Here is a 19,713-nt window from a genome sequence, read left to right on the forward strand (position 1 = left end):
ATCGGCCTCCCTTTTTGCTGTTACGAACGGGGCTTGGCTCCCATGACATGCTCCGGCCCCGGAAAGCTCCGGGCCTTTACTTCCTGCGCATAGGTTTTGGCTGCATCGGAAATCTGCGGCGCGAGGGTCGCAAAGCGCTTGACGAAGCGCGGCGTGAAATCCTCGAATATGCCCAGCATGTCGTCGCAGACGAGGATCTGCCCGTCGCAAGCAGCCGATGCGCCAATGCCGATGGTCGGAATTGCCAAAGCGGCGGTAATCTCGCGCGCCAGAGGTTCGACGGTGCCTTCGATCACCACGGCAAAGGCACCGGCATTCGCGATGGCCTGTGCGTCGCGACGGATGCGATCTGCCTCTTCATCCCCGCGTCCCAATGTCCGGAAACCGCCGACCGTATTGACCTGTTGCGGCATCAGCCCGACATGGCCGAAAACCGGGATGCCGCGCCTGACGAGGAATTCGACTGTTTCGGCCATTTCCTCACCGCCTTCGAGCTTGACGCCATCGCAGCCGGTTTCCTGCATGATGCGCGCTCCATTGCGGAAAGCCTGTTCTTTCGATTCCTGATAGGAGCCGAAGGGCAGATCCACGATCACGCAGGCATTTTCCGCGCCGCGCATGACCGCCTGTCCGTGCGCGATCATCATATCGAGCGTGACGCCCAGCGTGGAATCCATGCCGTAAAGCACCATGCCGAGCGAGTCGCCAACCAGCAGAAGATCGCAATGCGGATCGAGCAAACGCGCGATCGGCGTCGTATAGGCGGTGAGGCTTGCAATCGGGCGCTCGCCCTTCATCGCTTCAATCGCCTTGGGAGAAAGACGCTTCTTTCTGATGGTCGCACTCATTTCATGCAGCCCTTTTTTGCGTTGGGATGCGCTATCGGCGCAATCACCCGATTATCGAGAAGCCGCGTCGCACCAAACCGCACGAAAAGCGCGACGAGAACCGGCTTTCCCTGAAGATTCGTCAGGCGCTCCAGTGTTTGCGGATCGCGCAATGCCACCACTTCCGGCACAGCCAGCGGCTCCGTCTGAATAAAGGCGCGGATGGCGGCTTCAAGCGCCTGCGGATCATCCATGCCGGAGCGGTAAAGCCGTTCCGCCTCATCGAGCGCCCTTGGCACGATACGTGCTGCGGCGCGCTGCTCAGGTGTCAGATAGACATTGCGCGAGGAACAGGCGAGACCATCTTGCTCGCGCATGGTTTCGACGCCCACGACCCGTACCGGCATGGCCATATCCTCGACCATGCGGCGAATGATGACCAGTTGCTGGAAATCCTTTTCGCCAAAATAGGCGCGGTCCGGCCCGACAATATTGAACAATTTGGTGACGACGGTCGCAACACCGGCAAAATGGCCCGGACGCGCTTCGCCCTCCATCTGATTGCCAAGGGCCGGCACATCCACAACCGTGAGCATCGGGCGCGGATACATATCCGCAACGGACGGCGCAAAAAGATAATCAACGCCCGCCTCGCGCAGCAAGGCTGCGTCGCGCTCCAGATTGCGCGGATATTTATCGAGGTCCTCATTGGCGCCAAATTGCAGCGGATTGACGAAGATCGACACGACCGTCACGTCATTTTGCTCGCGCGCGTGCCGGACCAGTTCCAGATGCCCCTCATGCAGATAGCCCATGGTCGGCACGAAACCGATCCTATGGCCAGCACTGCGCCGGGCGGCTAAGGCCTGACGCAATTCGTCGATGGTATGGATGATCTGCATGCGGCCCTCCCCTGCCCGGCTTTCTTGTCGCTCAAGCCAGATCAGGGGCTGTCCTACAGGCTCCCATAAATTATGACAATACTCTTACGCCCGTTAATTACGGCGCGCCGACCGTATTGCCGACAGCGCGGCCAAAACGGTCGATCTGCTGCTGATAGGTCTTGCGGGTATTGGGATCGAAAACCGCAATCGGCGTGCTGACCACCAATGATGCCGCCGTGCCGACCCCTTGCGCCGTTCCAAGCGCGACCGCGCCGAGCCTGTCACCCAGCCCGATTTCAGAATCGGTGATGGTCTGGCCTGCGACGAGGCGCGTTCCGATCAGTTGCACCACTTCGGGGCTGGCAGCAAATTTATTGTGGTTGAGTCTATCACCGGCTTTAAGCTGCGTCAGGTCAATGACCGTGATACCGGCTTTTTCCAGTTCGGAACGATAGGGCTCGACCGAAGGGTCGATCTGGCCGAGACGGTCGATATTGCCGGAGATGCGGCGCGAAAGGCTGAGCGCACGGTCATCGCGCGACGTAAACAGCGTAAAGCGCGGATGGTCCTTGCCCATGGCCTTGAATTGCTTGCTGAACACGTCGACATCCAGATCAGGCGAAGCCAGAATGACGTCGGTGATCTTGGGGTTGACGCGCCCGTTGCGGATCGCCATCTGGCGCAGTGCCTCCACCGTCAGCCAGCTTCCCATCGAATGGGCCATGACGGTGATGTCCTTGACCCGCGGATCGGAAGCGATGCGGCGCAGCATGGTTTCCAGCGCATCGCGCGAATAGTTCGTGCTTTCCTTGTCGTAATTATAATCGAAAATGCTGGCGCGCGACGGCCATGTGAAGATGATCGGCGCAACGTCCGCACCCGAATCATGCACGATCTGCGCAAAACGATAGACCGAGTCTTCGTATGTATTGTTGAAGCCATGCACGAAGACCATGACGCGGCGCGTCCTGGTCAGATGCTCATCGAGCCATTTGCGCGCGCCTGTCTCGCCATCGATGGGAGTCACGCTGACGGTGGTGAAGTCCTTCATCGGATCGGGCGGAAGCTTTTTGGGCCATTGCACCTCGCCCACCTTGCGGTTCCTGTCCGGCGGGATCGAAACCGCAATATCGGTCAGGCTCGTGTCGCTGTCGCGTTCGCCTGAAAAAAGCGTGGCGGGATTGCCGGAGGGCCTGCGGGTGGTCGCCACCAGCAAATCGACTATCGATGCCTCGGGAGTGGTTGCGCCGAGCGGCATGAGCACGCCATCAAGCCTGTTTGCGCAACCGGCAAGCAGGAACACCGCCATAAGCAATGCGGGGACGATGCACCGTATGGGGCGGCGAATGGGGCTGCGCACGACGTGGGTTCTCCCAACAGGCAAACAAAGGCAATAGGCCCTCGATAGCGCAATATAATCAGCACATCGCCGGGAAATCCAAGCCCGATTGGCCGATGAACACAGAAAGATGCAGCATTGCGGCTTCCCGGTTACACATTTTCACTTAGGGAGCTTTTCCTGCACCCAATCGCGGGCGGCGCGCATATCTTCATCGCCGATCAGGTGTCCCGCAGGCAGACGGCGTGCATCCAGATCGGCCCCGCCCTGCCGAAGAGAGCTTTCCAGCGGCGCCGACAATCCACCAAAAAGATCGTTCGCACCGCTGAGCAGCAGCACCGATGCATCGGATAAATCGGCCTCGGGCGGATTTTCCAGCACCTCTATGCCGCGCAGCAAAATCGCCTTGCGCACGATATGCGGGTGCAGCCGCAGGAAGGCTGCAAGCAGGTTCGCCCCGTTGGAATAGCCCAGAAAGACCATGCGTTCAGGATCGAGGCCGTAGGCGACTATTGCGCCTTCGATGAAAGCCTCGAGGGCATCGGCTTCAAAGGCAATATCCGCCTGATCGAAATCATTCATGGAAAAGCGGCGGAACCAGCGCTGTATGCCCTCTTCGGTGCTGCGGCCACGCAAGCCCAGAAGCGTTGCGCGCGGCGCAACCATGCCTGCCAAGGGCATAAGATCGCTTTCATTGCCGCCGCTTCCATGCAGCAGCACCAGCGTCGAGCCATCGGGATTTTCAGGCTGGTACATGCGATGCACGAAAGGCAGATCGCGATAGATCACACGCTCTTCGCCGGGCAGTGCGAATTGCGGCAAGCGGAGGCGAATGGCGGCTTCCTCATCTTCATTGCCGGGCGGCACGAAGAGTGTCCGCCCCAGCGCCTCGACCGGTTCGTCAATGGTGAAGCCGGGAGCATCCGTCGCCAGTTCAAACAGGATGCCGCCCGGTTCGCGAACATAGAGCGATGTGAAATATTTGCGATCATGCAGATTTGTTTCGCTGGAATTGAGCGCGGAAAATGCCTTTTCCGCCGCCATGACCGCTTCATTGTCGCTGGCGCGAAAGGCGACGTGATCGAATGTGCCCGTGCCGGGTATGCCGGGCCAGAAGCCGGTTGCGTCACGCACGTCGACGGCATCGCCCGCCTGCGAGAGCAGGCGGTTGATCGCCCCTTCCCGCGCTTTGGGCGTGAAGCCGAAATAGCGCCCGATGAAATCCGCCGTCTGTTCGGGCGTCTCGGAAAGTAGGGTGGCAGCGCGCAGCCGCCGCACCGCATGTTCGGCTGGAATATCGGCAGGCTGCCAGAGGTCGTTTGCATCAAGATCGCAACCCACCAGCTTGACGATCACGCCGTCGGGATCGCGCAGGCGCAGCACCGGCTCGCCAAATTCCTGCACCGGGCCTTCGGAAGCGATCTGGTGGCGCAAGGCGCGCTCCAGCCAGAAGCCGATGGATGTGCGATCCACGGCAAAGGCAATCTCGCTTACCTGCCCGTGACCGACCCGCCCCTTCGCGCCGTCTTCCCATACCAGAAATGTAACCAGCGAACCGGGCGTGCCGGTGCGGTCGCCATAAAAAATGTGAAGCTGCTGCGCATCCTCGAAGCCGCCCGTCTGCTTGACGATGCGCAGACCAAGAAAGCCCGCGTAGAAATCGACGTTGGCCTGTACCTTATGGGTGATGAGGGTGAGGTGGTGAATCCCGCTGGTCATGCCGCTCTCCTGCCTGAGAACAAAGACATAGCGCAGATGCCGCGATTTGCCTACAGAATCGGCCTATGAAATGGACTTGGGGAAACATGAAGCTGAAAAAGAAAAAGGCCGCGCGGGAGGAGGATGCGCGGCCTGATCTTGAATACGGCTTAGGAGGAGGAGTGCCGTATCCGTATTGAGTTCTGGGAGGAGGAGTGAACTCAATGACTGCTATGTAGCCACGGCCTGCCCTGCAAACAAGGGTCAATAATGCATATCAGTTATGCAAATTAGCCGCCGCTGGGGAAAATGGCGTATATTTGCGCGAGGACGCAAGGTTGAAATCCCCCGCGCCTCCCTTATCTCCATCCCTATACTGCCTGAAACGCTGTCAGAGGAGGACATCATGGACGGACAGGTCATATTCTACAAAGGCGACCGGATCATCTACCGGCATCATATCGATGTGCAGGACGACGATTATTCCAAGGGCGTGAATGATGCGCTCATCGCCTTCCAGCGCAATTATGCCGGTTTCGATCTGGCAGGCGACGATATTCATATTCGCTTCAAGCATCCGGGCGACATCTGATCCGGCGATTCATCGTTACGTTTCAAAAAAAATCGATTACAAAAAATGCCACCCGTAAAAGGGGTGGCATTTTTTCTTAGAATGGCCTCGTTTTACGTTTTTCTGATTCGCTAATTTAGAAAAGACAAAACCGGCTATATGAAAAAGACCTTCATCATCGTTGGAAACGGCCCGCTGGAGCGTGATCTTTCCGAAGAAATCGATGCCGCCGATCTCGTGCTGCGCTTCAATGAGCCACGCGTCTCCATCGGCATGAGCGGCAGCAAGACGGATATGCTCATGCTTGCCACATCCAGCAAGCAGATGCAGCAATGGATCAGCGACCCGGCTTTTGTGAATTCCCGGATCGTGCGCAATACGCCGGAAATCCTGTTTGCATTCCATCCCAGCATCATCCGGCGCTTCCATCATCACCCCAATTTGCTCTCACGCCTCAAGGGACGGCGTGCCGACTGGACCATGCAGGCCATCGATTATTTCGGGCAGGCGGGCAAGAAAATCCGCATCATGCCCTCACAGTTCTATTTTGACGTCTGCAAGGAACTGGGCATCGAGCGCGAACGCATGAAGGAGGTCTTTCCCAGCACCGGCTTCTTCGGCATCTGGCTGGTTCTGGGCAAATATTCCCTGCCCGACTGGCAGGTGAAAATATGCGGCTTCAGTTGGGAAGGCTGGAAGCGCCATGACTGGGCCGCAGAGCGCCAGTGGATCGAAGCGAGGATGGAAGAAGGCAGATTGCAGGTTCTAAAATAACGCCCAAATAAGTTCGGGTTGCAGAAAGCCGGTACATAGCAGATATAGGGAACCATTACGGCATATCTTCAATCCTTTGCGCCCGGTTCCCATGAACGTCAAAGCCTTCATCATTCATCTGGCCCGGGCGAGCGAACGCGCGTCGCAGGTGGAAAAGCTCATCCGCAAACTGCCGCTAAAGGCTGAGGTCATCGACGCAGTCGACAGCCGCACCCTTTCCGATTCAGCCATCGCACAGGTCTATAAGCGGCACCTGCATGCGCCGCATTATCCGTTCAGGCTCAGCCGCAACGAGATCGCCTGCTTTTTATCGCATCGCAAGGCATGGCAGGCCATTATCGACCAGAAGCTCGATGCGGGCTTCGTCATCGAAGATGATATTGAGCTGACCGAGGTGTTTGAAAGCGCCTTGCGGGCCGCGCTCGATCATCTGGAACCCGGCGGCTTCATCCGCTTTGCCTTTCGCGAGGACCGGGAACAGGGTCGCGAAGTCTTTCGCAGCGGCAAGGTGCGGATCATCATCCCCGATCCGATCGGGCTGGGCATGGTGGCGCAACTTGTCAGCCATGATGCGGCGAAAAAACTTCTGGAGGTCACCCGCCAGTTCGACCGTCCCGTCGACACCACCATTCAGATGCGCTGGATGACGGGGCTGCAACCGCTCAGCGTGCTGCCGGGCGGCGTGCGCGAAATTTCCGCGCGGCTGGGCGGCACGACGGTTCAGCTCAGAAAATCTTTCATCGATAAATTACATCGCGAAATCATGCGCCCGATCTATCGCATGCGCATTCGCCGCTTTTCCAGCAGGACGAAAAGGTGAAGCCCATGGCCGTCCCTGTTCTTTTATACCACCAGATCGCGCCGCTGCCGCACAAGAAGATTCCCTTTCGCGGATTATGGGTGCATCCCGACAAGTTCCGCGCCCAGATGAGATGGCTCAAGCGGCTCGGCTATCAGGGCCTCTCGCTGCGCGATGCCATGCCTTATATTCGCGGCGAAAAGAACGGCAAGGTGGCCGTCATTACATTCGATGACGGCTTTCTCAATGTTTATGAGAACGCCCTTCCCGTTCTTGCCGATCATGGCTTTACGGCGACCAATTATTTTGTCGCAAACCAGATTGGCGGCAGCAATATCTGGGACAAGGGCGTGGGCGTACCGGTCTCGCCCTGCATGACGGTGGCGCAAATGCGCGAATGGGCGGCGCTGGGCCATGAGGTCGGCGCGCATACGCTCGATCACGTCAATCTGGAAAAGACGCCGGACGAAGAAGCACAGCGGCAGATCGCGCTGTCGAAAACCATGCTGGAAGATATGCTTGGTGCGCCGGTCGATAATTTCGCCTATCCTTATGGCGGCAATCTGGCCGTGCATCGCGCCATGTGCCGCGAGGCCGGTTTTGAAACCGCGACGACCACCGTGCGCGCACGGGCGCGGGCCAGCGACGACCCGTTCGGCATGCCGCGCATTTATGTGCGCCGCCGCGATCTCGCACCCAAATTCATCCTGCGGCTGATGACGCGCTGAAATATGCTACGTCATTGATCTTAAACAATGCATACCCTTCAAAGCGTGGCAAATTGCCCACAATTGCGCCATGGACGCACGAAACCAAAAGCGCTACTAGAACAATGACAAGGAGCGCATAATGGACTATCGCCGTTTTTTCGAAGAAGCGATCGATCAGCTACACGCCGAGAAGCGTTATCGCGTTTTTGCCAATCTCGAGCGCATCGTCGGGCGTTTTCCCCGCGCGATCTGGCGTGAGAATGGCGCGGCCCGTGAAATCACCGTCTGGTGCTCGAACGACTATCTGGGCATGGGACACCATTGCGATGTCATCAATGCCATGTGCGAGACGGCGCAGGCCAATGGTTCGGGCGCTGGCGGCACGCGCAATATTTCGGGCAACAACCATCCTCTGGTGGAGTTGGAAGCCGAACTGGCCGATCTGCATGGCAAGGAAGCCGGGCTGGTCTTCACATCGGGCTTCGTCTCCAATGAAGCCTCGATCTCGACCATCGGACGGCTACTGCCCGATTGCCTCATCCTTTCCGACGAACTCAACCATGCCTCGATGATCGAGGGCGTGCGCCGTTCCGGCGCGGAGAAGAAGATTTTCCGTCACAATGACGTCGAGCATCTGGAGCAATTGCTCAAATCCGCAGACCATTCGCGCGCCAAGCTGATCGTTTTCGAATCCGTCTATTCGATGGATGGCGACATTGCGCCAATCGAACAGATTGCCGATCTTGCCGAGAAGTACAACGCCATGACCTATATTGACGAGGTCCATGCGGTCGGCATGTACGGCCCGCGCGGCGGCGGCATTACCGAACGCGACGGCCTTGCGCATCGCATCGATATTATCGAGGGCACGCTGGCCAAGGCATTCGGTGCGCTGGGCGGCTATATTACCGGATCGCGCGCCATCATCGATGCCGTGCGTTCCTATGCGCCGGGCTTCATCTTCACGACTTCACTGCCGCCTGCGGTCGCAGCTTCGGCGACGGCTGCAATCCGTCATCTGAAAGTCTCGCAGGCCGAGCGTGACGGGCAGCAGCGCCAGTCGCAGCGCGCGAAAGATGTGCTTGCGGCAGCCGGTCTTCCCGTCATGGCGTCGCAAACGCATATCGTGCCTATTCTGGTCGGCGATCCGGAACTGTGCAAGAAGGCCAGCGACCGCCTTTTGAACGTGCATGGGATCTATATCCAGCCGATCAACTACCCGACCGTGCCGCGCGGCACCGAGCGCCTGCGCATCACGCCGTCGCCGCTGCATGATGATGCGCTGATCGACGGGCTGAAGGACGCATTGCTTGAAGTGTGGAACGAGCTGGGCATTCCCTTCGCCGAGCCGGAAGCTCCGAAGGCCGCCAATTCCGACCGCATCATTGCGCTGATGGTTTCCAAGGCAGGCGGTTAAAACGCGTAATATAATAAAAAGAAAAGGCCGGTTTTCACCGGCCTTTTCCTTTATCGATCCATGCGACCAGCCTTGCGGCGGCTTCGTCGATCTGTTGCGGATCACGCCCGAAGCACAGGCGGAAATAGCCCTCGCCCCCTGCCCCGAAGGCGCTGCCGGGCGCAAGACCCACATTGGCATTGTCGATCATGTCGATGGCAGCACGGACGGAATTCGTCACGCCTTCGACGCCGAAAAACAGATAGAATGCACCCTGCGGCGGCGTCAGGCGCACTTTTCCGGTGTCCTGCAAGGTCGCGCATAGCCGGTCGCGCGTGGCATGGGCGCGGGCAACCTGCATGGCGACAAAATCATCGCCCTCATCGAGAGCTGCGACCGCTCCGCGCTGCATGAATTGCGCCACGCCGGAATTGGAATACTGGATCATGTTTTCGACCACCGGCCCCAGCGACGGATGCACCGTCATCCAGCCGACGCGCCAGCCGGTCATGGCCCAGTTCTTGGAAAAGGAATTGACGAAGATTACGTGGTCGTCCGGCTCCATGATGTCCATGAAGGAGGGCGCACGACCGCCGCCATAGTAAAAATGGGTATAGATCTCGTCGGCGATGATCCAGATGCCCTTTTCCCGCGCCAGATCAAGGATGAAGCGCAATGTCTCGCGGTCCGCGGTCCATCCGGTCGGGTTGGAAGGCGTATTTATAAACAGCGCGCGGGTGCGCGGCGTGATGGCCGCCACGAGTTTTTCCAGATCGAGCGCCCAGCCATTTGCGCCGAATTCAAGGTTCACCGGAACCGGAATGGCCCCTGCAAGACCCGCCGCACCGACGAAATTCGGCCATGCGGGCGAAAGATAGATCGCTTCTTCGCCTGCGCCCGTCGTCGCCTTCAGCGCCATTTCAATGGCATGCATTCCCGAGCCGGTGACATAGAAATTTTCCGGTCCGAGGGGCAGGGGAAAATGGCGGGCATGATAGCGGGCGAGCGCTTCGCGCAGCACCGGAATCCCGGCCTGCCATGTATAGAATGTCTCGCCGTCGGAAATGCCCTTCTGGGCTGCGTCGCGGATGAATTGAGGAGTCGGCAGATCGCCTTCGCCGACCCAGAGGGGAATGAGGCCCTCTTTTCCCCGGCCATGATTGGCGACGGCGACAATGCCGCTTTCGGGTGAATGGGCGGCTTCATGGCGTAGTCTGGCAATAAGCGTCATTTTCTGTCCCTGCAAGGTCCGATGATGCAGATTGCTTAGCAAGGCGCTATCGCGAAATCACGCGGCATTTTGTGATGATCCGATCAGTTCTGGTGATGGATCAGGCAAAACGGGGCCCCGGCGAGACGGGGCCCCGAATGAGGTCGAGGAAATCAGACTTTCTTCTGTGCCAGAAGATCGCGGATTTCGGTGAGCAGGACTTCCTCGCGTGGCGCTTCCGGAGCGGGCTTTGCCTCTTCCTTCTTCTTCATCCGGTTCATGGCCTTGACCACGAGAAACAGGACCCAGGCGATGATGAGGAAGTTGATGAGAAGGGTGATGAAATTGCCATAGGCAAGCGTCGCACCGGCATCGCGCGCGGCAGCCAGCGTGGATTGCGGCGCGCCCGCAAGCTGAATGAACATATTGGAGAAATCGATGCCGCCGGTGATCAAGCCGATGATCGGCATGATGATGTCATTGACGATGGAGTTGACGAGGCCGCCAAAGGCACCGCCAATGATGACACCGATTGCCAGATCGACCATATTGCCCTTCAGGGCGAATTCTCTGAATTCTTTCAACATAAACCTGTATCCCTCTCGAACACGAACGCCAAACCGGGCCGTCTCCGCTCTGGTTCAAGGTTCGCCAAATGAAGTTCCAATAATGGACAATCACAATCGGCATTGATCGCAACCGGCCACTTACAGTTTGTAGGCGAAAACAATCAAAGAAAAGATGAATGAAGAAAAATGCACCATTAATCGGTGCATTTTATCGGTTCGATCGGAATAAAGCTGAAAGATCAGGCCGCGAAGCGTCTGGTCGCCTCGATCAGCTCGTGCGTAATGCCCGGTTCGGTCACGGCATGGCCGCCATCTTCGACGATTCTCAGATCGGCTTCCGGCCACATCTTCTTCAATTGCCATGCATTGATGAAGGGCGTGCACATATCGTAGCGGCCATGCACGATCACGCCGGGAATCTGCCTTATGCGTTCGACATTGCGCAGAAGCTGGTCGTCGCTTTCCAGAAAGCCGCGATTCTGGAAATAGTGGCATTCGATACGCGCGAAAGCCACGGCATAAAGATCTTCGCCAAAGGCATCGACGCGCGCCGGATCGGGCTCGATCGACAGCACCGAGCCTTCCCAGCGCGCCCAGCGGCGGGCCGCTTCAAGCTGGACCTGCGGATCGGGGTCGGTCAGGCGCTTGTAATAGGCGGCGATCATGTCGCCGCGCTCGTCTTCGGGAATATGCTCCTGATAGGCTTCGAAATGATCGGGGAAGATGATGCTGGCGCCGTTGGAATACATCCAGTCCACCTCGAAACGGCGGATCATGAAAATGCCGCGCAAGACCAGTTCCGCAACCCGTTCGGGGTGGGTCTGCGCATAGGCAAGTCCCAAAGTCGATCCCCATGAGCCGCCGAAGACCTGCCACTTGTCGATACCCAGATGCGCGCGGATGTGCTCGATGTCGGCAACCAGATCCCAGGTGGTGTTCTCGCGCAGTTCGGCGTGCGGCGTCGAACGGCCACAGCCGCGCTGATCGAACAGGATGATGCGATAGAGCTCGGGATCGTGCAGGCGGCGCATGGCGGGCGTAATGCCGCCGCCGGGACCGCCATGAATCATGATGACCGGCTTGCCGTCCGGATTTCCGCACTGCTCGACATAGATGTGATGCAGCGCAGAGACCTGAAGCATCTCCTCCTTGAAGGGTTGGGTTTCCGGATAAAGCGTGTTGCGCGTCATGAACTGCCTTTTGCTCTCTTTAGCGGGGAGCCGTTGTTGTGTTAACCCAATATATCTACCACATAATGCGGCCAGATGGCGGCAAAGCGCATGATGGCAAGTGCCTGAGGCGCAATTTTTGTTTTCCCGTAGCGAAAATCAGCATAGAACGGTAGAATTGATATGGAAGTGGATCGCCACGCAGATGGCGCAGGAGGAAAATGCGTTTCGTCATAGCTGATGATCATCCGCTGTTCAGGGGGGCATTGCGGCAGGTTCTTTCCATCAAGGGGAACGCCGCGGAAATCATCGAGGCCGGGGATTTCGACGCGGTGAAAAAGCTGGTGAGCGAACGCGACGATCTCGATCTGCTGCTTCTCGACCTGACCATGCCCGGCGGCGCGGGCCTGTCCGGACTTGTTGCCATAAAGGCGCTGCAACCCGCACTTCCGACGATCATCGTTTCCGCGACCGATGATACCGCGACGATCCGCCAGGCGATCAAGCTTGGCGCGTCGGGCTTTATTTCCAAATCCGCCAGCATGGAAACCATCGGCGAAGCGGTCGATGCGGTGCTTGCAGGCGATATATGGACCCCGTCCGGCATCGATCCCGCGCAGGAAAGCGACCCGGAAATCGAAGCGCTGATCGCGCGGATCAGAACCCTTACGCCGCAGCAGAGCCGTGTGCTGACCATGCTTGCCGACGGGCTTCTCAACAAGCAGATTGCCTATGAGCTGAAAGTATCCGAGGCGACCGTGAAGGCGCATGTCTCCGCCGTCCTGCAAAAGCTCGGCGTCGACAGCCGCACGCAGGCCGTCATTCTCTTCTCACGCATTGGCAACGAGGCCCTGACGGCGGTCACGGGTTAGAGCCGCTCCTGCCGGTAATAAATCTGCGACAGCAGCGTGCGCAGCGCTGCCGGGCGCAAGGGCTTGTGCAGGACGGTTACGTTCTCTTCGTCCGCGCGCTGGCGCACTTCCTTGGAGCGATCTGCCGTCAGGAGAATGGCGGGAATTTCGGCTGCGAAGTATTCACGCGCAAAGCCGATCATATCCAGCCCGTTTTCATTGATGAGATGATAATCGGCGATAATGATGTCAGGCTGTGCTCCGCTGCCTGCGCAGAAATCCTTCAGCCCCGCCCCGTCGGCAATTGCCGCAACCTTGCAGCCCCAGCCCGTCAGCAGCCTATCCATGCCGGCAAGAATCATCTGGTCATTGTCGATGCACAGGACTTCAAGCCCGGTCAGTTCAGTTGCGGCATGCAGCGCTTGCGGGTTCCTGACGGTTTGCACAGGCACCAGGGCATGGCTGACGGGGATGCCAAGCGTGAAAAGGCTGCCCTTGCCCGGCGTCGACGACAATGTCAGCGGCAGACCGAGAACCCGCGCGATGCGATCCACGATGGAAAGGCCCAGTCCCAGACCTTCGGCCTCGCGCACGCCTTCATCAAGGCGCGTGAATTCGCGAAACACCAGTTTGAGTTTTTCCGCTGCGATGCCTATGCCCGTATCGAGCACTTGCAGTTCGACGCATGCGCCCCGGCGCCGCACCCCCAGAAGGACGCTGCCTTCACGGCTGTATTTGATCGAATTGGACACCAGATTCTGAACAAGACGCCGCAGCATGTTGCGGTCGGTTTTCACCACGACGCTTGAGGGAACGACACGCAGTCTCAGGCCCTTCTTGCGGGCAAGCGGCGTGAAATCGGTCGCGATCTGCCTGAGAAGGTGATCGAGGCGGAAGACGGAGATTTCCGGTTTGAGCGCGCCGGTATCAAGGCGCGATATATCGAGCACGATGCCCAGAATCGCTTCCACCGCTTCAAGGGAGGAATCTATATTGCGCGCAAGATCGCTCGTCTGCGAACCTTCAAGCTGCTCGGCCAGAGCGGTGCTGTAGAGGCGCGCGGCATTGAGCGGTTGCAGAATATCGTGCCCCGCCGCCGCCAGAAACCGCGTCTTGCCAAGACTGGCTTCTTCAGCGGCAATCTGCGCCCTGGCAAGTTTCTGATTGACGCGCGTGAGTTCAGCCGTGCGGTCGGCCACGCGCTGCTCCAGCACTTCGGCCTCTTTCTGGCGCATAATATCCGCCTCGACCTTTGCTGTAATATCGCTATAGGCCGTGACCATCCCGCCATCGGGCATCGGGTTCGAGTTGATCTCCAATATCCTGCCGCTCGATCTGAGCGTCATCCGCCATGGTTCGCGGATCGTCCCGACCGAATGGATGGCGATATTATGCGCCTGCGCAAGCTCGCCGCGCGCGGCCAGATGCTCGAACACTTCCGAAATAGGCATCCCCACCTGCGTTACCTCATCGGGAAGATTCAGCAATGCGCGGAACTGATGGTTCCAGCAGGTAAGGCGCAGATCCTTGTCGAGCACGGTAATGCCCTGATCCATCTGGTCGAGCGCGATCTGCAACAGGTCGCGGTTTTGTTGCAGCGCGACGGAGGCGTCATCAAGCAATTGCCGTGCACCGCGCGCGGAGGCATCATTGCGCTGCAACAGCAGCGACAAGACGAGCCGCGCCGAAGAGGAGCCGACCGCGGTTCCGAGCAATTGTTCCGCATAACGAACAAGCGGCGTATCGACGGTGGCGCCCGGTTCCAGCTTGCGCTGCTCGCGATCTTCAAAACGCAAAAGCGCGCGTTCAACGCGTTGCGCACCCAGATAACGCGCCAGCGTGTCGCGAAGTTCGCCGACCGTGACCGTCGTGCGAAAACGCTTGAGAGCCGGGGCGGCAATAAAATAACGCGGCAGGAAAATGCTGGCCTGAATGCGCTCAAGCGGCGTCGAGGCGCGCGAGAGCGAGCCCAATACGTAAAACAGCGTATTGATCGCAAGGCTCCATATCACGCCATTGGTCAGCGGCAGCGCGTCGGTGCCGAAAAGCGCTTCAGGCCGCAATGCCTTGAAGCCGAGAAGCCCGTCACGCAGGATGGCGGCATCGTCGGGGGCAACGGTCGGCAAAAGCAGCGTATAGGCCCATATGAGAAACCCGGCAGACAAGCCCAGTATCGCGCCGCGTCCGTTGGCGTTGCGCCAGAACAACCCTCCCAGAAAGGCCGGTACGAACTGCGCAATCGCCGCAAAGGACACCAGACCGATGGATGCGAGATGAATATTGTTCGACGTCATGCGGTAATAGGCGAATGCCACCGCGAGAATGGCGATGATGGTTATTCGCCGGGTATTGAGGATGATTCTGGTGAGATCGCGCTGCGGGCTGGGATGGCGTATCGCCAGTTGCCGGATGATGAGCGGCAGGAGCAGGTGATTGGAAATCATGATCGACAAGGCCACGCAGGCGACGATCACCATCGCGGTCGCAGCCGACAGCCCACCCAGAAAAGCAATCAGGGCCAGCCAATGGGCATCGACCGAGAGCGGCAGGGCCAGCACGTAAAGATCGGCGTTGACGCTGCCGCCGAGCGTCATGACCCCGATCAGCGCGATTGGAAAAACAAAGATATTGATGAGGATCAGGTAAAGCGGAAACAGCCATGAGGCGGTGCGCAGTTCCTTTTCGCTGCGGTTTTCGACCACAGTTACATGAAACTGGCGCGGCAGCATGATGATGGCGGCGGCACTGAGCGCCGTATGCACGATCCATGTGCCGGTCGAGGTTTCGTAGTGGAAGGCTGCAAGCACGGCGGGCGATTGCGAGAGCTGCGCGATCAATTGCACAGGCGTGCCGAAGAGGTAAAAAGTGCAGGCAAAGCCGACCGCCAGAAAAGCGCAAAGTTTGATGACCGATTCCAGCCCGACAGCAAGGATAAGGCCGTTCTGGTGTTCGGTGGCGTCGGTGTGGCGCGTGCCGAACAAAATGGCGAAAAGAGCAAGCACGCACGCCACTGGCAGAGAAATATCCTCAAAGAGGAAAATCGAGGGATCGAGCGATGCGCCATAATGGTCCATGACGAGACCGACGCTGCCCGAAACCGCTTTGAGTTGCAGCGAGATATAGGGGATCGAGCCGACGACCGCGATACAGGTGGCAAGCGAGGCCACGCCGAAACTCTTGCCATAGCGGGCGGCGAGAAAATCGGCGATCGAGGTGATATGTTCGGCTTTGGCAAGCCGCACGATATGACGCAGCAGGCGATTGCCGAGCGTGAAGACGAGAATCGGGCCGATATAGATGCCGAGAAATTCAAGCCCGCGCTGGGCGGACAGGCCGACCGAGCCGAAGAAGGTCCACGACGTGCAATAGACGGCAAGGCTGAGTGCGTAAATATAAGGTCGAGGCGCGTTGCTCCAGCGCGCCGCGCGGCGGTCGCCGATGCTCGCCACCGCAAAAAGCAGCAGCAGATACAGAAAAGCCGCGCCGATAATCCCCCAGCCCTGCATCCCCGGCAGCCCCCCTCACCTGCCTATAAAGAGCGTCGCATCAGGTGCGGCCCGGAGCGGGATCAGGTTGCGGCTCTTCCGCTTCCCGGTCGAAACTGCGGGCAATATCCATGAAACGGCGCATGAAACGCTCCATATAGCTCATGGATTTCTCAAATTCATCCTCCGACGGCAGGGCGGATGCGGCAGGCGCACCGGCTTTTTCCAGCGCTGCAACCTTGTTCTCAAGTTGCTTTACGCGATCCTGCAAGTCAGAAATATCATTCTCATAGGCCTCGCGGTCTTCCGTCGCCATCTTGCACACAAGCTGCGCCTGCTGCTCGGTGCACACCGAAAGCGCGCCAGTGCGCGTATCAAGCCGGACATAGCCGGTTTGAGTCTTTTCAAGGCGATAACGGCCCGTTTCCTGCGCTTGCGCGCTGCCTGGCGCAAGGCCGGTGCCGAGCAGGGAAATTGCCGCCAGCGCGCCGGCAAGCGGCGCAATTTTACCGGACATGGTTCCATCTCCTCATTTGCACTCCCATCATAGGGCAGCTATGCGCAAAAACGAACACTCCATGCTTTGATTTCTGAAGAAATTCAGTCTAGAGAGCAGCAATGAGCAAAACGACCATCTACAAGATCGTCCCCCGCGATCTCTGGGCGCAAGCGGAAAAGACAGGCACGTTCGACGGTGCGCCGGTTGATATTGCCGATGGCTATATCCATCTTTCCACCAGAGAGCAGGTGCGCGAAACCGCTGCAAAGCATTTTGCGCGCCAGACCGGCCTGCTTCTTGTCAGCGTCGATGCGGATGCGCTCGGCAGCCAATTGCGATATGAAGTCTCACGCGGCGGGGCGCTTTTTCCGCATCTTTATGCAAAACTGCCAATGAAGGCAGTTGCCAAGGTCGAGCCTTTGCCGCTCGATGAAAACGGTCTCCATGTTTTTCCGGAGCTTGAGGACAAATGAGCGGGCTTTTTGAAACTTTCGGGCGGCGGGCCTTATTCTCGCTCGATGCGGAGCAGGCGCACGGCCTTTCCATCGCGGGTCTTAAAAGCGGCATCGTCACCTGCCGCAAGCCCAATGATCCCGCGCTCGCGCTCAAGGTCGCGGGGCTGCAATTTCCCAATCCGCTCGGAATGGCAGCGGGTTACGACAAAAACGCGCAAGTGCCCGATGCGCTTTTGCGGCTGGGTTTCGGCTTCACCGAAATCGGCACCATCACGCCGCGCCCGCAAAGCGGCAATCCGCGCCCGCGCATTTTCCGCCTGACCGAAGATGACGCCGTCATCAATCGGCTTGGCTTCAACAATGAAGGCCATGATGCCGTTTTCGAACGCCTGTCCAGACGCGCAGGCAAGAGCGGCATTGTCGGCGTCAATATCGGCGCAAACAAGGATGCCGAAGATCGCGTCGCCGATTATGTGGCCGGTATCCGCCGCTTTTATCAATTGGCGCGCTATTTCACCGTCAATATTTCCTCGCCCAATACGCCGGGGCTGCGCAATCTGCAATCGCGCGAGATCCTGCATGAGCTTCTCGCCCGCGTGCTGGAAGCGCGCAATGAGGAAGGCAGCAAATGCACGCTGAAGCGCCCGGTCTTCCTCAAGATCGCGCCCGATCTCGCGGATGAGGAACTTGACGATATTGCCGCAGAAGCCCTCGCGCAGAAGCTTGACGGCATCATCGTCTCCAATACGACGCTGGCGCGCACCGGCCTGAAAAGCGCCGAAAACCGAGATGAAACCGGCGGGCTTTCGGGCGCGCCGCTTTTCGAGCGCTCGACCATCATTCTCGCGCGTATGCGCGAACGCGTCGGCCCCGCCATGCCGCTGATCGGCGTGGGCGGCATCGACAGCGCCGATACCGCGCTGGCCAAGATCAGGGCGGGTGCCGATCTGGTGCAGCTTTATACCGGCATGATCTATCGCGGGCCGGGTCTGGCGTGCGAAATCCTGCGCGGATTGTCGGATGCGGTCAAACGCGAGGGCGTCGAGAATATCGCAGCCCTGCGCGACCGCGACACCAAGGACTGGGCCGCGCGCCGCCTGCCGGAGTGATCAGGAGCGGAATTCTGCACGATAGCGGCGCGGCAATATTGCCAGAAGCGTGAAGCCACGGATCGACAGAAAAAGATTGAGCGCCAGCCAAAGCCCGTGATTGCCCATCACGGGCTTTACCGCATAAAGAACGGCCAGAAAGAAGACGAGCGACAAAAACATCATGTTGCGCATGTCGCGCGACCAGGTGGCGCCGATATAGACCCCATCCATATGGAAGGCCAGCAGGCCGGTTATTCCTGTGAGCGCCGCCCATGGCAGATATTTGACGGCTTCGATGCGCACATCTTCCGCTTTGGAAAGCAGGCCGATGATCGCATCGCCAAACACCAGCAAAAGCAGCGCAACGATGCCGGCCATCACCAGTCCCCAGACGAAGGTGAGCCTTGCCCCGCGCACGAAGGCGGGGCTGTAGCGCGCGCCGATGGAGCGGCCTATGATCTGCTCGACGGCTGCGGCCATACCATCAAGAAAAAAGCCGCAGACGAGGAAGAAATTCAGCAAAACCGCATTTGCCGCCAGCGTCACCGGGCCAAGATCGGACCCGGCGCGGGTGAAGAAGGCAAAGGCCGTCAGAAGCAGGATCGAGCGGATCATGATGTCGCGATTGAGCGCGATCATGCGCAAGATGCCTGCCTTGTGAAAAATGCGCGTGCGGTCGGGGTGACGGCCTGCCACCTTGTAGAAATGCCTCACGACAAGCGAAAGCCCGACAATGGCTGCGACCGTCTCGCCCGTCACGGTGGCCCATGCGACGCCTGCCACGCCCCAGCCAAGTTCAAGCCCCAGTATGATGCAAAGCACGATATTGATGCCGTTGAGAAGCACCTGAAGACTAAGGCCGAGCATGCCCTGCCCGCGCCCCAGAAGCAGGCCGAGAACGGAATAATTGATGAGCGCGACCGGCGCCGACAGCATACGGATGGAAACATAGGTTACCATCGCTTCCTGCGTGGCAGGCGTGGGATGGATAAAGTCCGAGGCAATGGACAGGATAAGCGGCAGGCACAGGATCATCGCACAGCCGGCAAGAACAGCAATGATGATGGCGCGCCAGAATATCGCCTGTTCTTCGGCAGGATCTTCCGCACCGACCGCCTGCGCGACAAGACCGGTGGTGCCGGAACGCAGGAAGCTGAACATGGTCAGAAGAAAGTCGAAGACCAGCGCACCGATCGCAAGCCCGCCGATCAGTTCGGCCTGCCCCATCTGGCCGACCACGCCCATATCGACAAGGCCAAGCAGCGGCGTGGTCACGGCGGCAAGCGTCATCGGCACGGCGATCATCATCACCATGCGATGGGTTACTTCAAACGGTCGCGAAACCGCGCCAGAGCCGTAAAGCGCCTGATCCATTCTGCCGCCTCA

Annotated in this window: 18 protein-coding genes; 8 read left to right on the forward strand and 10 right to left on the reverse strand. The window is 58.8% G+C overall.

From position 1 onward, the window contains the following. Positions 1-20 precede the first annotated feature (20 nt). The 4 genes from panB to DKP76_RS01130 form a co-directional block, all read right to left on the reverse strand. Positions 21-848, reverse strand: a complete 828-nt coding sequence (panB, locus tag DKP76_RS01115; RefSeq protein WP_109704587.1) for a 3-methyl-2-oxobutanoate hydroxymethyltransferase — start codon at positions 846-848, stop codon at positions 21-23. After that, positions 845-1,729, reverse strand: coding sequence for a pantoate--beta-alanine ligase (gene panC / locus DKP76_RS01120; protein ID WP_109704588.1), 885 nt, complete (start codon positions 1,727-1,729; stop codon positions 845-847). Before panC ends, panB begins: the two co-directional genes overlap by 4 nt. Before the next feature lie 97 nt (positions 1,730-1,826). After that, positions 1,827-3,020 carry an alpha/beta hydrolase gene (locus DKP76_RS01125; RefSeq protein ID WP_109704589.1) on the reverse strand — a complete coding sequence of 398 codons (1,194 nt, stop codon included), beginning with the start codon at positions 3,018-3,020 and terminating at the stop codon, positions 1,827-1,829. 192 nt (positions 3,021-3,212) lie between these two features. Beyond that, the gene (locus tag DKP76_RS01130) at positions 3,213-4,769 is read right to left on the reverse strand and encodes a VOC family protein (protein ID WP_109704590.1); all 1,557 of its coding nucleotides are present in this window, start codon (positions 4,767-4,769) and stop codon (positions 3,213-3,215) included. A 385-nt stretch (positions 4,770-5,154) separates the two neighbouring features. Here DKP76_RS01130 and DKP76_RS01135 point away from each other — a divergent pair, with 385 nt between their 5' ends. The 5 genes from DKP76_RS01135 (at position 5,155) to hemA (ending at position 9,019) form a co-directional block, all read left to right on the forward strand. Beyond that, complete coding sequence (locus DKP76_RS01135; protein ID WP_109705118.1) at positions 5,155-5,340, forward strand: hypothetical protein; 186 nt, start codon at positions 5,155-5,157, stop codon at positions 5,338-5,340. Positions 5,341-5,478: 138 nt separating this feature from the next. Further along, positions 5,479-6,093: a glycosyltransferase family 29 protein gene (locus DKP76_RS01140; RefSeq protein WP_109704591.1), complete on the forward strand. Its 615-nt coding sequence runs from the start codon at positions 5,479-5,481 to the stop codon at positions 6,091-6,093. Positions 6,094-6,184: 91 nt separating this feature from the next. Further along, positions 6,185-6,913, forward strand: coding sequence for a glycosyltransferase family 25 protein (locus DKP76_RS01145; RefSeq protein ID WP_109704592.1), 729 nt, complete (start codon positions 6,185-6,187; stop codon positions 6,911-6,913). Positions 6,914-6,918: 5 nt separating this feature from the next. Next, positions 6,919-7,620, forward strand: coding sequence for a polysaccharide deacetylase family protein (locus tag DKP76_RS01150; RefSeq protein ID WP_109704593.1), 702 nt, complete (start codon positions 6,919-6,921; stop codon positions 7,618-7,620). 121 nt (positions 7,621-7,741) lie between these two features. Beyond that, the gene (gene hemA, locus DKP76_RS01155) at positions 7,742-9,019 is read left to right on the forward strand and encodes a 5-aminolevulinate synthase (RefSeq protein ID WP_109704594.1); all 1,278 of its coding nucleotides are present in this window, start codon (positions 7,742-7,744) and stop codon (positions 9,017-9,019) included. Between the two features lie 34 nt (positions 9,020-9,053). On the opposite strand, the gene DKP76_RS01160 is transcribed toward hemA, so the two are convergent. From DKP76_RS01160 to pip, 3 genes are all read right to left on the reverse strand, one after another. Then, entirely contained in the window at positions 9,054-10,229 is a 1,176-nt protein-coding gene (locus tag DKP76_RS01160) for a pyridoxal phosphate-dependent aminotransferase (protein ID WP_109704595.1), read from the reverse strand. Positions 10,230-10,381: 152 nt separating this feature from the next. Further along, positions 10,382-10,795 (reverse strand): large conductance mechanosensitive channel protein MscL, encoded by a 414-nt coding sequence (gene mscL / locus DKP76_RS01165; protein WP_109704596.1) that lies wholly within the window; start codon positions 10,793-10,795, stop codon positions 10,382-10,384. 221 nt (positions 10,796-11,016) lie between these two features. After that, positions 11,017-11,967 carry a prolyl aminopeptidase gene (gene pip, locus DKP76_RS01170; protein ID WP_109704597.1) on the reverse strand — a complete coding sequence of 317 codons (951 nt, stop codon included), beginning with the start codon at positions 11,965-11,967 and terminating at the stop codon, positions 11,017-11,019. Positions 11,968-12,167: 200 nt separating this feature from the next. Between pip and DKP76_RS01175 the strand changes: the two genes are divergently transcribed. Further along, entirely contained in the window at positions 12,168-12,818 is a 651-nt protein-coding gene (locus tag DKP76_RS01175; protein WP_109704598.1) for a response regulator transcription factor, read from the forward strand. Here the strand turns inward: DKP76_RS01175 and DKP76_RS01180 are convergent. Both DKP76_RS01180 and DKP76_RS01185 read right to left on the reverse strand, forming a co-directional pair. Beyond that, the gene (locus tag DKP76_RS01180) at positions 12,815-16,303 is read right to left on the reverse strand and encodes a PAS domain-containing hybrid sensor histidine kinase/response regulator (RefSeq protein WP_109704599.1); all 3,489 of its coding nucleotides are present in this window, start codon (positions 16,301-16,303) and stop codon (positions 12,815-12,817) included. The genes DKP76_RS01175 and DKP76_RS01180 overlap by 4 nt on opposite strands. 40 nt (positions 16,304-16,343) lie before the next feature. After that, complete coding sequence (locus DKP76_RS01185; RefSeq protein WP_109704600.1) at positions 16,344-16,799, reverse strand: hypothetical protein; 456 nt, start codon at positions 16,797-16,799, stop codon at positions 16,344-16,346. Between the two features lie 101 nt (positions 16,800-16,900). Between DKP76_RS01185 and DKP76_RS01190 the strand changes: the two genes are divergently transcribed. Beyond that, positions 16,901-17,254 (forward strand): DUF952 domain-containing protein, encoded by a 354-nt coding sequence (locus DKP76_RS01190; RefSeq protein ID WP_109704601.1) that lies wholly within the window; start codon positions 16,901-16,903, stop codon positions 17,252-17,254. Further along, positions 17,251-18,345, forward strand: a complete 1,095-nt coding sequence (locus DKP76_RS01195; protein WP_109704602.1) for a quinone-dependent dihydroorotate dehydrogenase — start codon at positions 17,251-17,253, stop codon at positions 18,343-18,345. The genes DKP76_RS01190 and DKP76_RS01195 overlap by 4 nt, the downstream gene beginning before the upstream one ends. Here the strand turns inward: DKP76_RS01195 and DKP76_RS01200 are convergent, their stop codons facing one another. Further along, positions 18,346-19,701, reverse strand: coding sequence for an MATE family efflux transporter (locus tag DKP76_RS01200; protein ID WP_109704603.1), 1,356 nt, complete (start codon positions 19,699-19,701; stop codon positions 18,346-18,348). Positions 19,702-19,713 lie beyond the last annotated feature (12 nt).

Origin of the sequence: Falsochrobactrum shanghaiense (assembly GCF_003149535.1) — a bacterium.
Lineage (GTDB): Bacteria > Pseudomonadota > Alphaproteobacteria > Rhizobiales > Rhizobiaceae > Brucella > Brucella shanghaiense.

Coding starts and splice junctions, on each gene's coding strand:
- DKP76_RS01195 (WP_109704602.1), top strand. CDS start 17,251: ATGAGCGGGCTTTTTGAAACTTTCGGGCGGCGGGCCTTATTCTCGCTC.
- DKP76_RS01135 (WP_109705118.1), top strand. CDS start 5,155: ATGGACGGACAGGTCATATTCTACAAAGGCGACCGGATCATCTACCGG.
- DKP76_RS01145 (WP_109704592.1), top strand. CDS start 6,185: ATGAACGTCAAAGCCTTCATCATTCATCTGGCCCGGGCGAGCGAACGC.
- DKP76_RS01150 (WP_109704593.1), top strand. CDS start 6,919: ATGGCCGTCCCTGTTCTTTTATACCACCAGATCGCGCCGCTGCCGCAC.
- DKP76_RS01140 (WP_109704591.1), top strand. CDS start 5,479: ATGAAAAAGACCTTCATCATCGTTGGAAACGGCCCGCTGGAGCGTGAT.
- DKP76_RS01180 (WP_109704599.1), bottom strand. CDS start 16,303: ATGCAGGGCTGGGGGATTATCGGCGCGGCTTTTCTGTATCTGCTGCTG.
- DKP76_RS01190 (WP_109704601.1), top strand. CDS start 16,901: ATGAGCAAAACGACCATCTACAAGATCGTCCCCCGCGATCTCTGGGCG.
- DKP76_RS01130 (WP_109704590.1), bottom strand. CDS start 4,769: ATGACCAGCGGGATTCACCACCTCACCCTCATCACCCATAAGGTACAG.
- panB (WP_109704587.1), bottom strand. CDS start 848: ATGAGTGCGACCATCAGAAAGAAGCGTCTTTCTCCCAAGGCGATTGAA.
- DKP76_RS01160 (WP_109704595.1), bottom strand. CDS start 10,229: ATGACGCTTATTGCCAGACTACGCCATGAAGCCGCCCATTCACCCGAA.
- pip (WP_109704597.1), bottom strand. CDS start 11,967: ATGACGCGCAACACGCTTTATCCGGAAACCCAACCCTTCAAGGAGGAG.
- DKP76_RS01200 (WP_109704603.1), bottom strand. CDS start 19,701: ATGGATCAGGCGCTTTACGGCTCTGGCGCGGTTTCGCGACCGTTTGAA.
- mscL (WP_109704596.1), bottom strand. CDS start 10,795: ATGTTGAAAGAATTCAGAGAATTCGCCCTGAAGGGCAATATGGTCGAT.
- DKP76_RS01125 (WP_109704589.1), bottom strand. CDS start 3,020: ATGGCGGTGTTCCTGCTTGCCGGTTGCGCAAACAGGCTTGATGGCGTG.
- DKP76_RS01185 (WP_109704600.1), bottom strand. CDS start 16,799: ATGTCCGGTAAAATTGCGCCGCTTGCCGGCGCGCTGGCGGCAATTTCC.
- hemA (WP_109704594.1), top strand. CDS start 7,742: ATGGACTATCGCCGTTTTTTCGAAGAAGCGATCGATCAGCTACACGCC.
- DKP76_RS01175 (WP_109704598.1), top strand. CDS start 12,168: ATGCGTTTCGTCATAGCTGATGATCATCCGCTGTTCAGGGGGGCATTG.
- panC (WP_109704588.1), bottom strand. CDS start 1,729: ATGCAGATCATCCATACCATCGACGAATTGCGTCAGGCCTTAGCCGCC.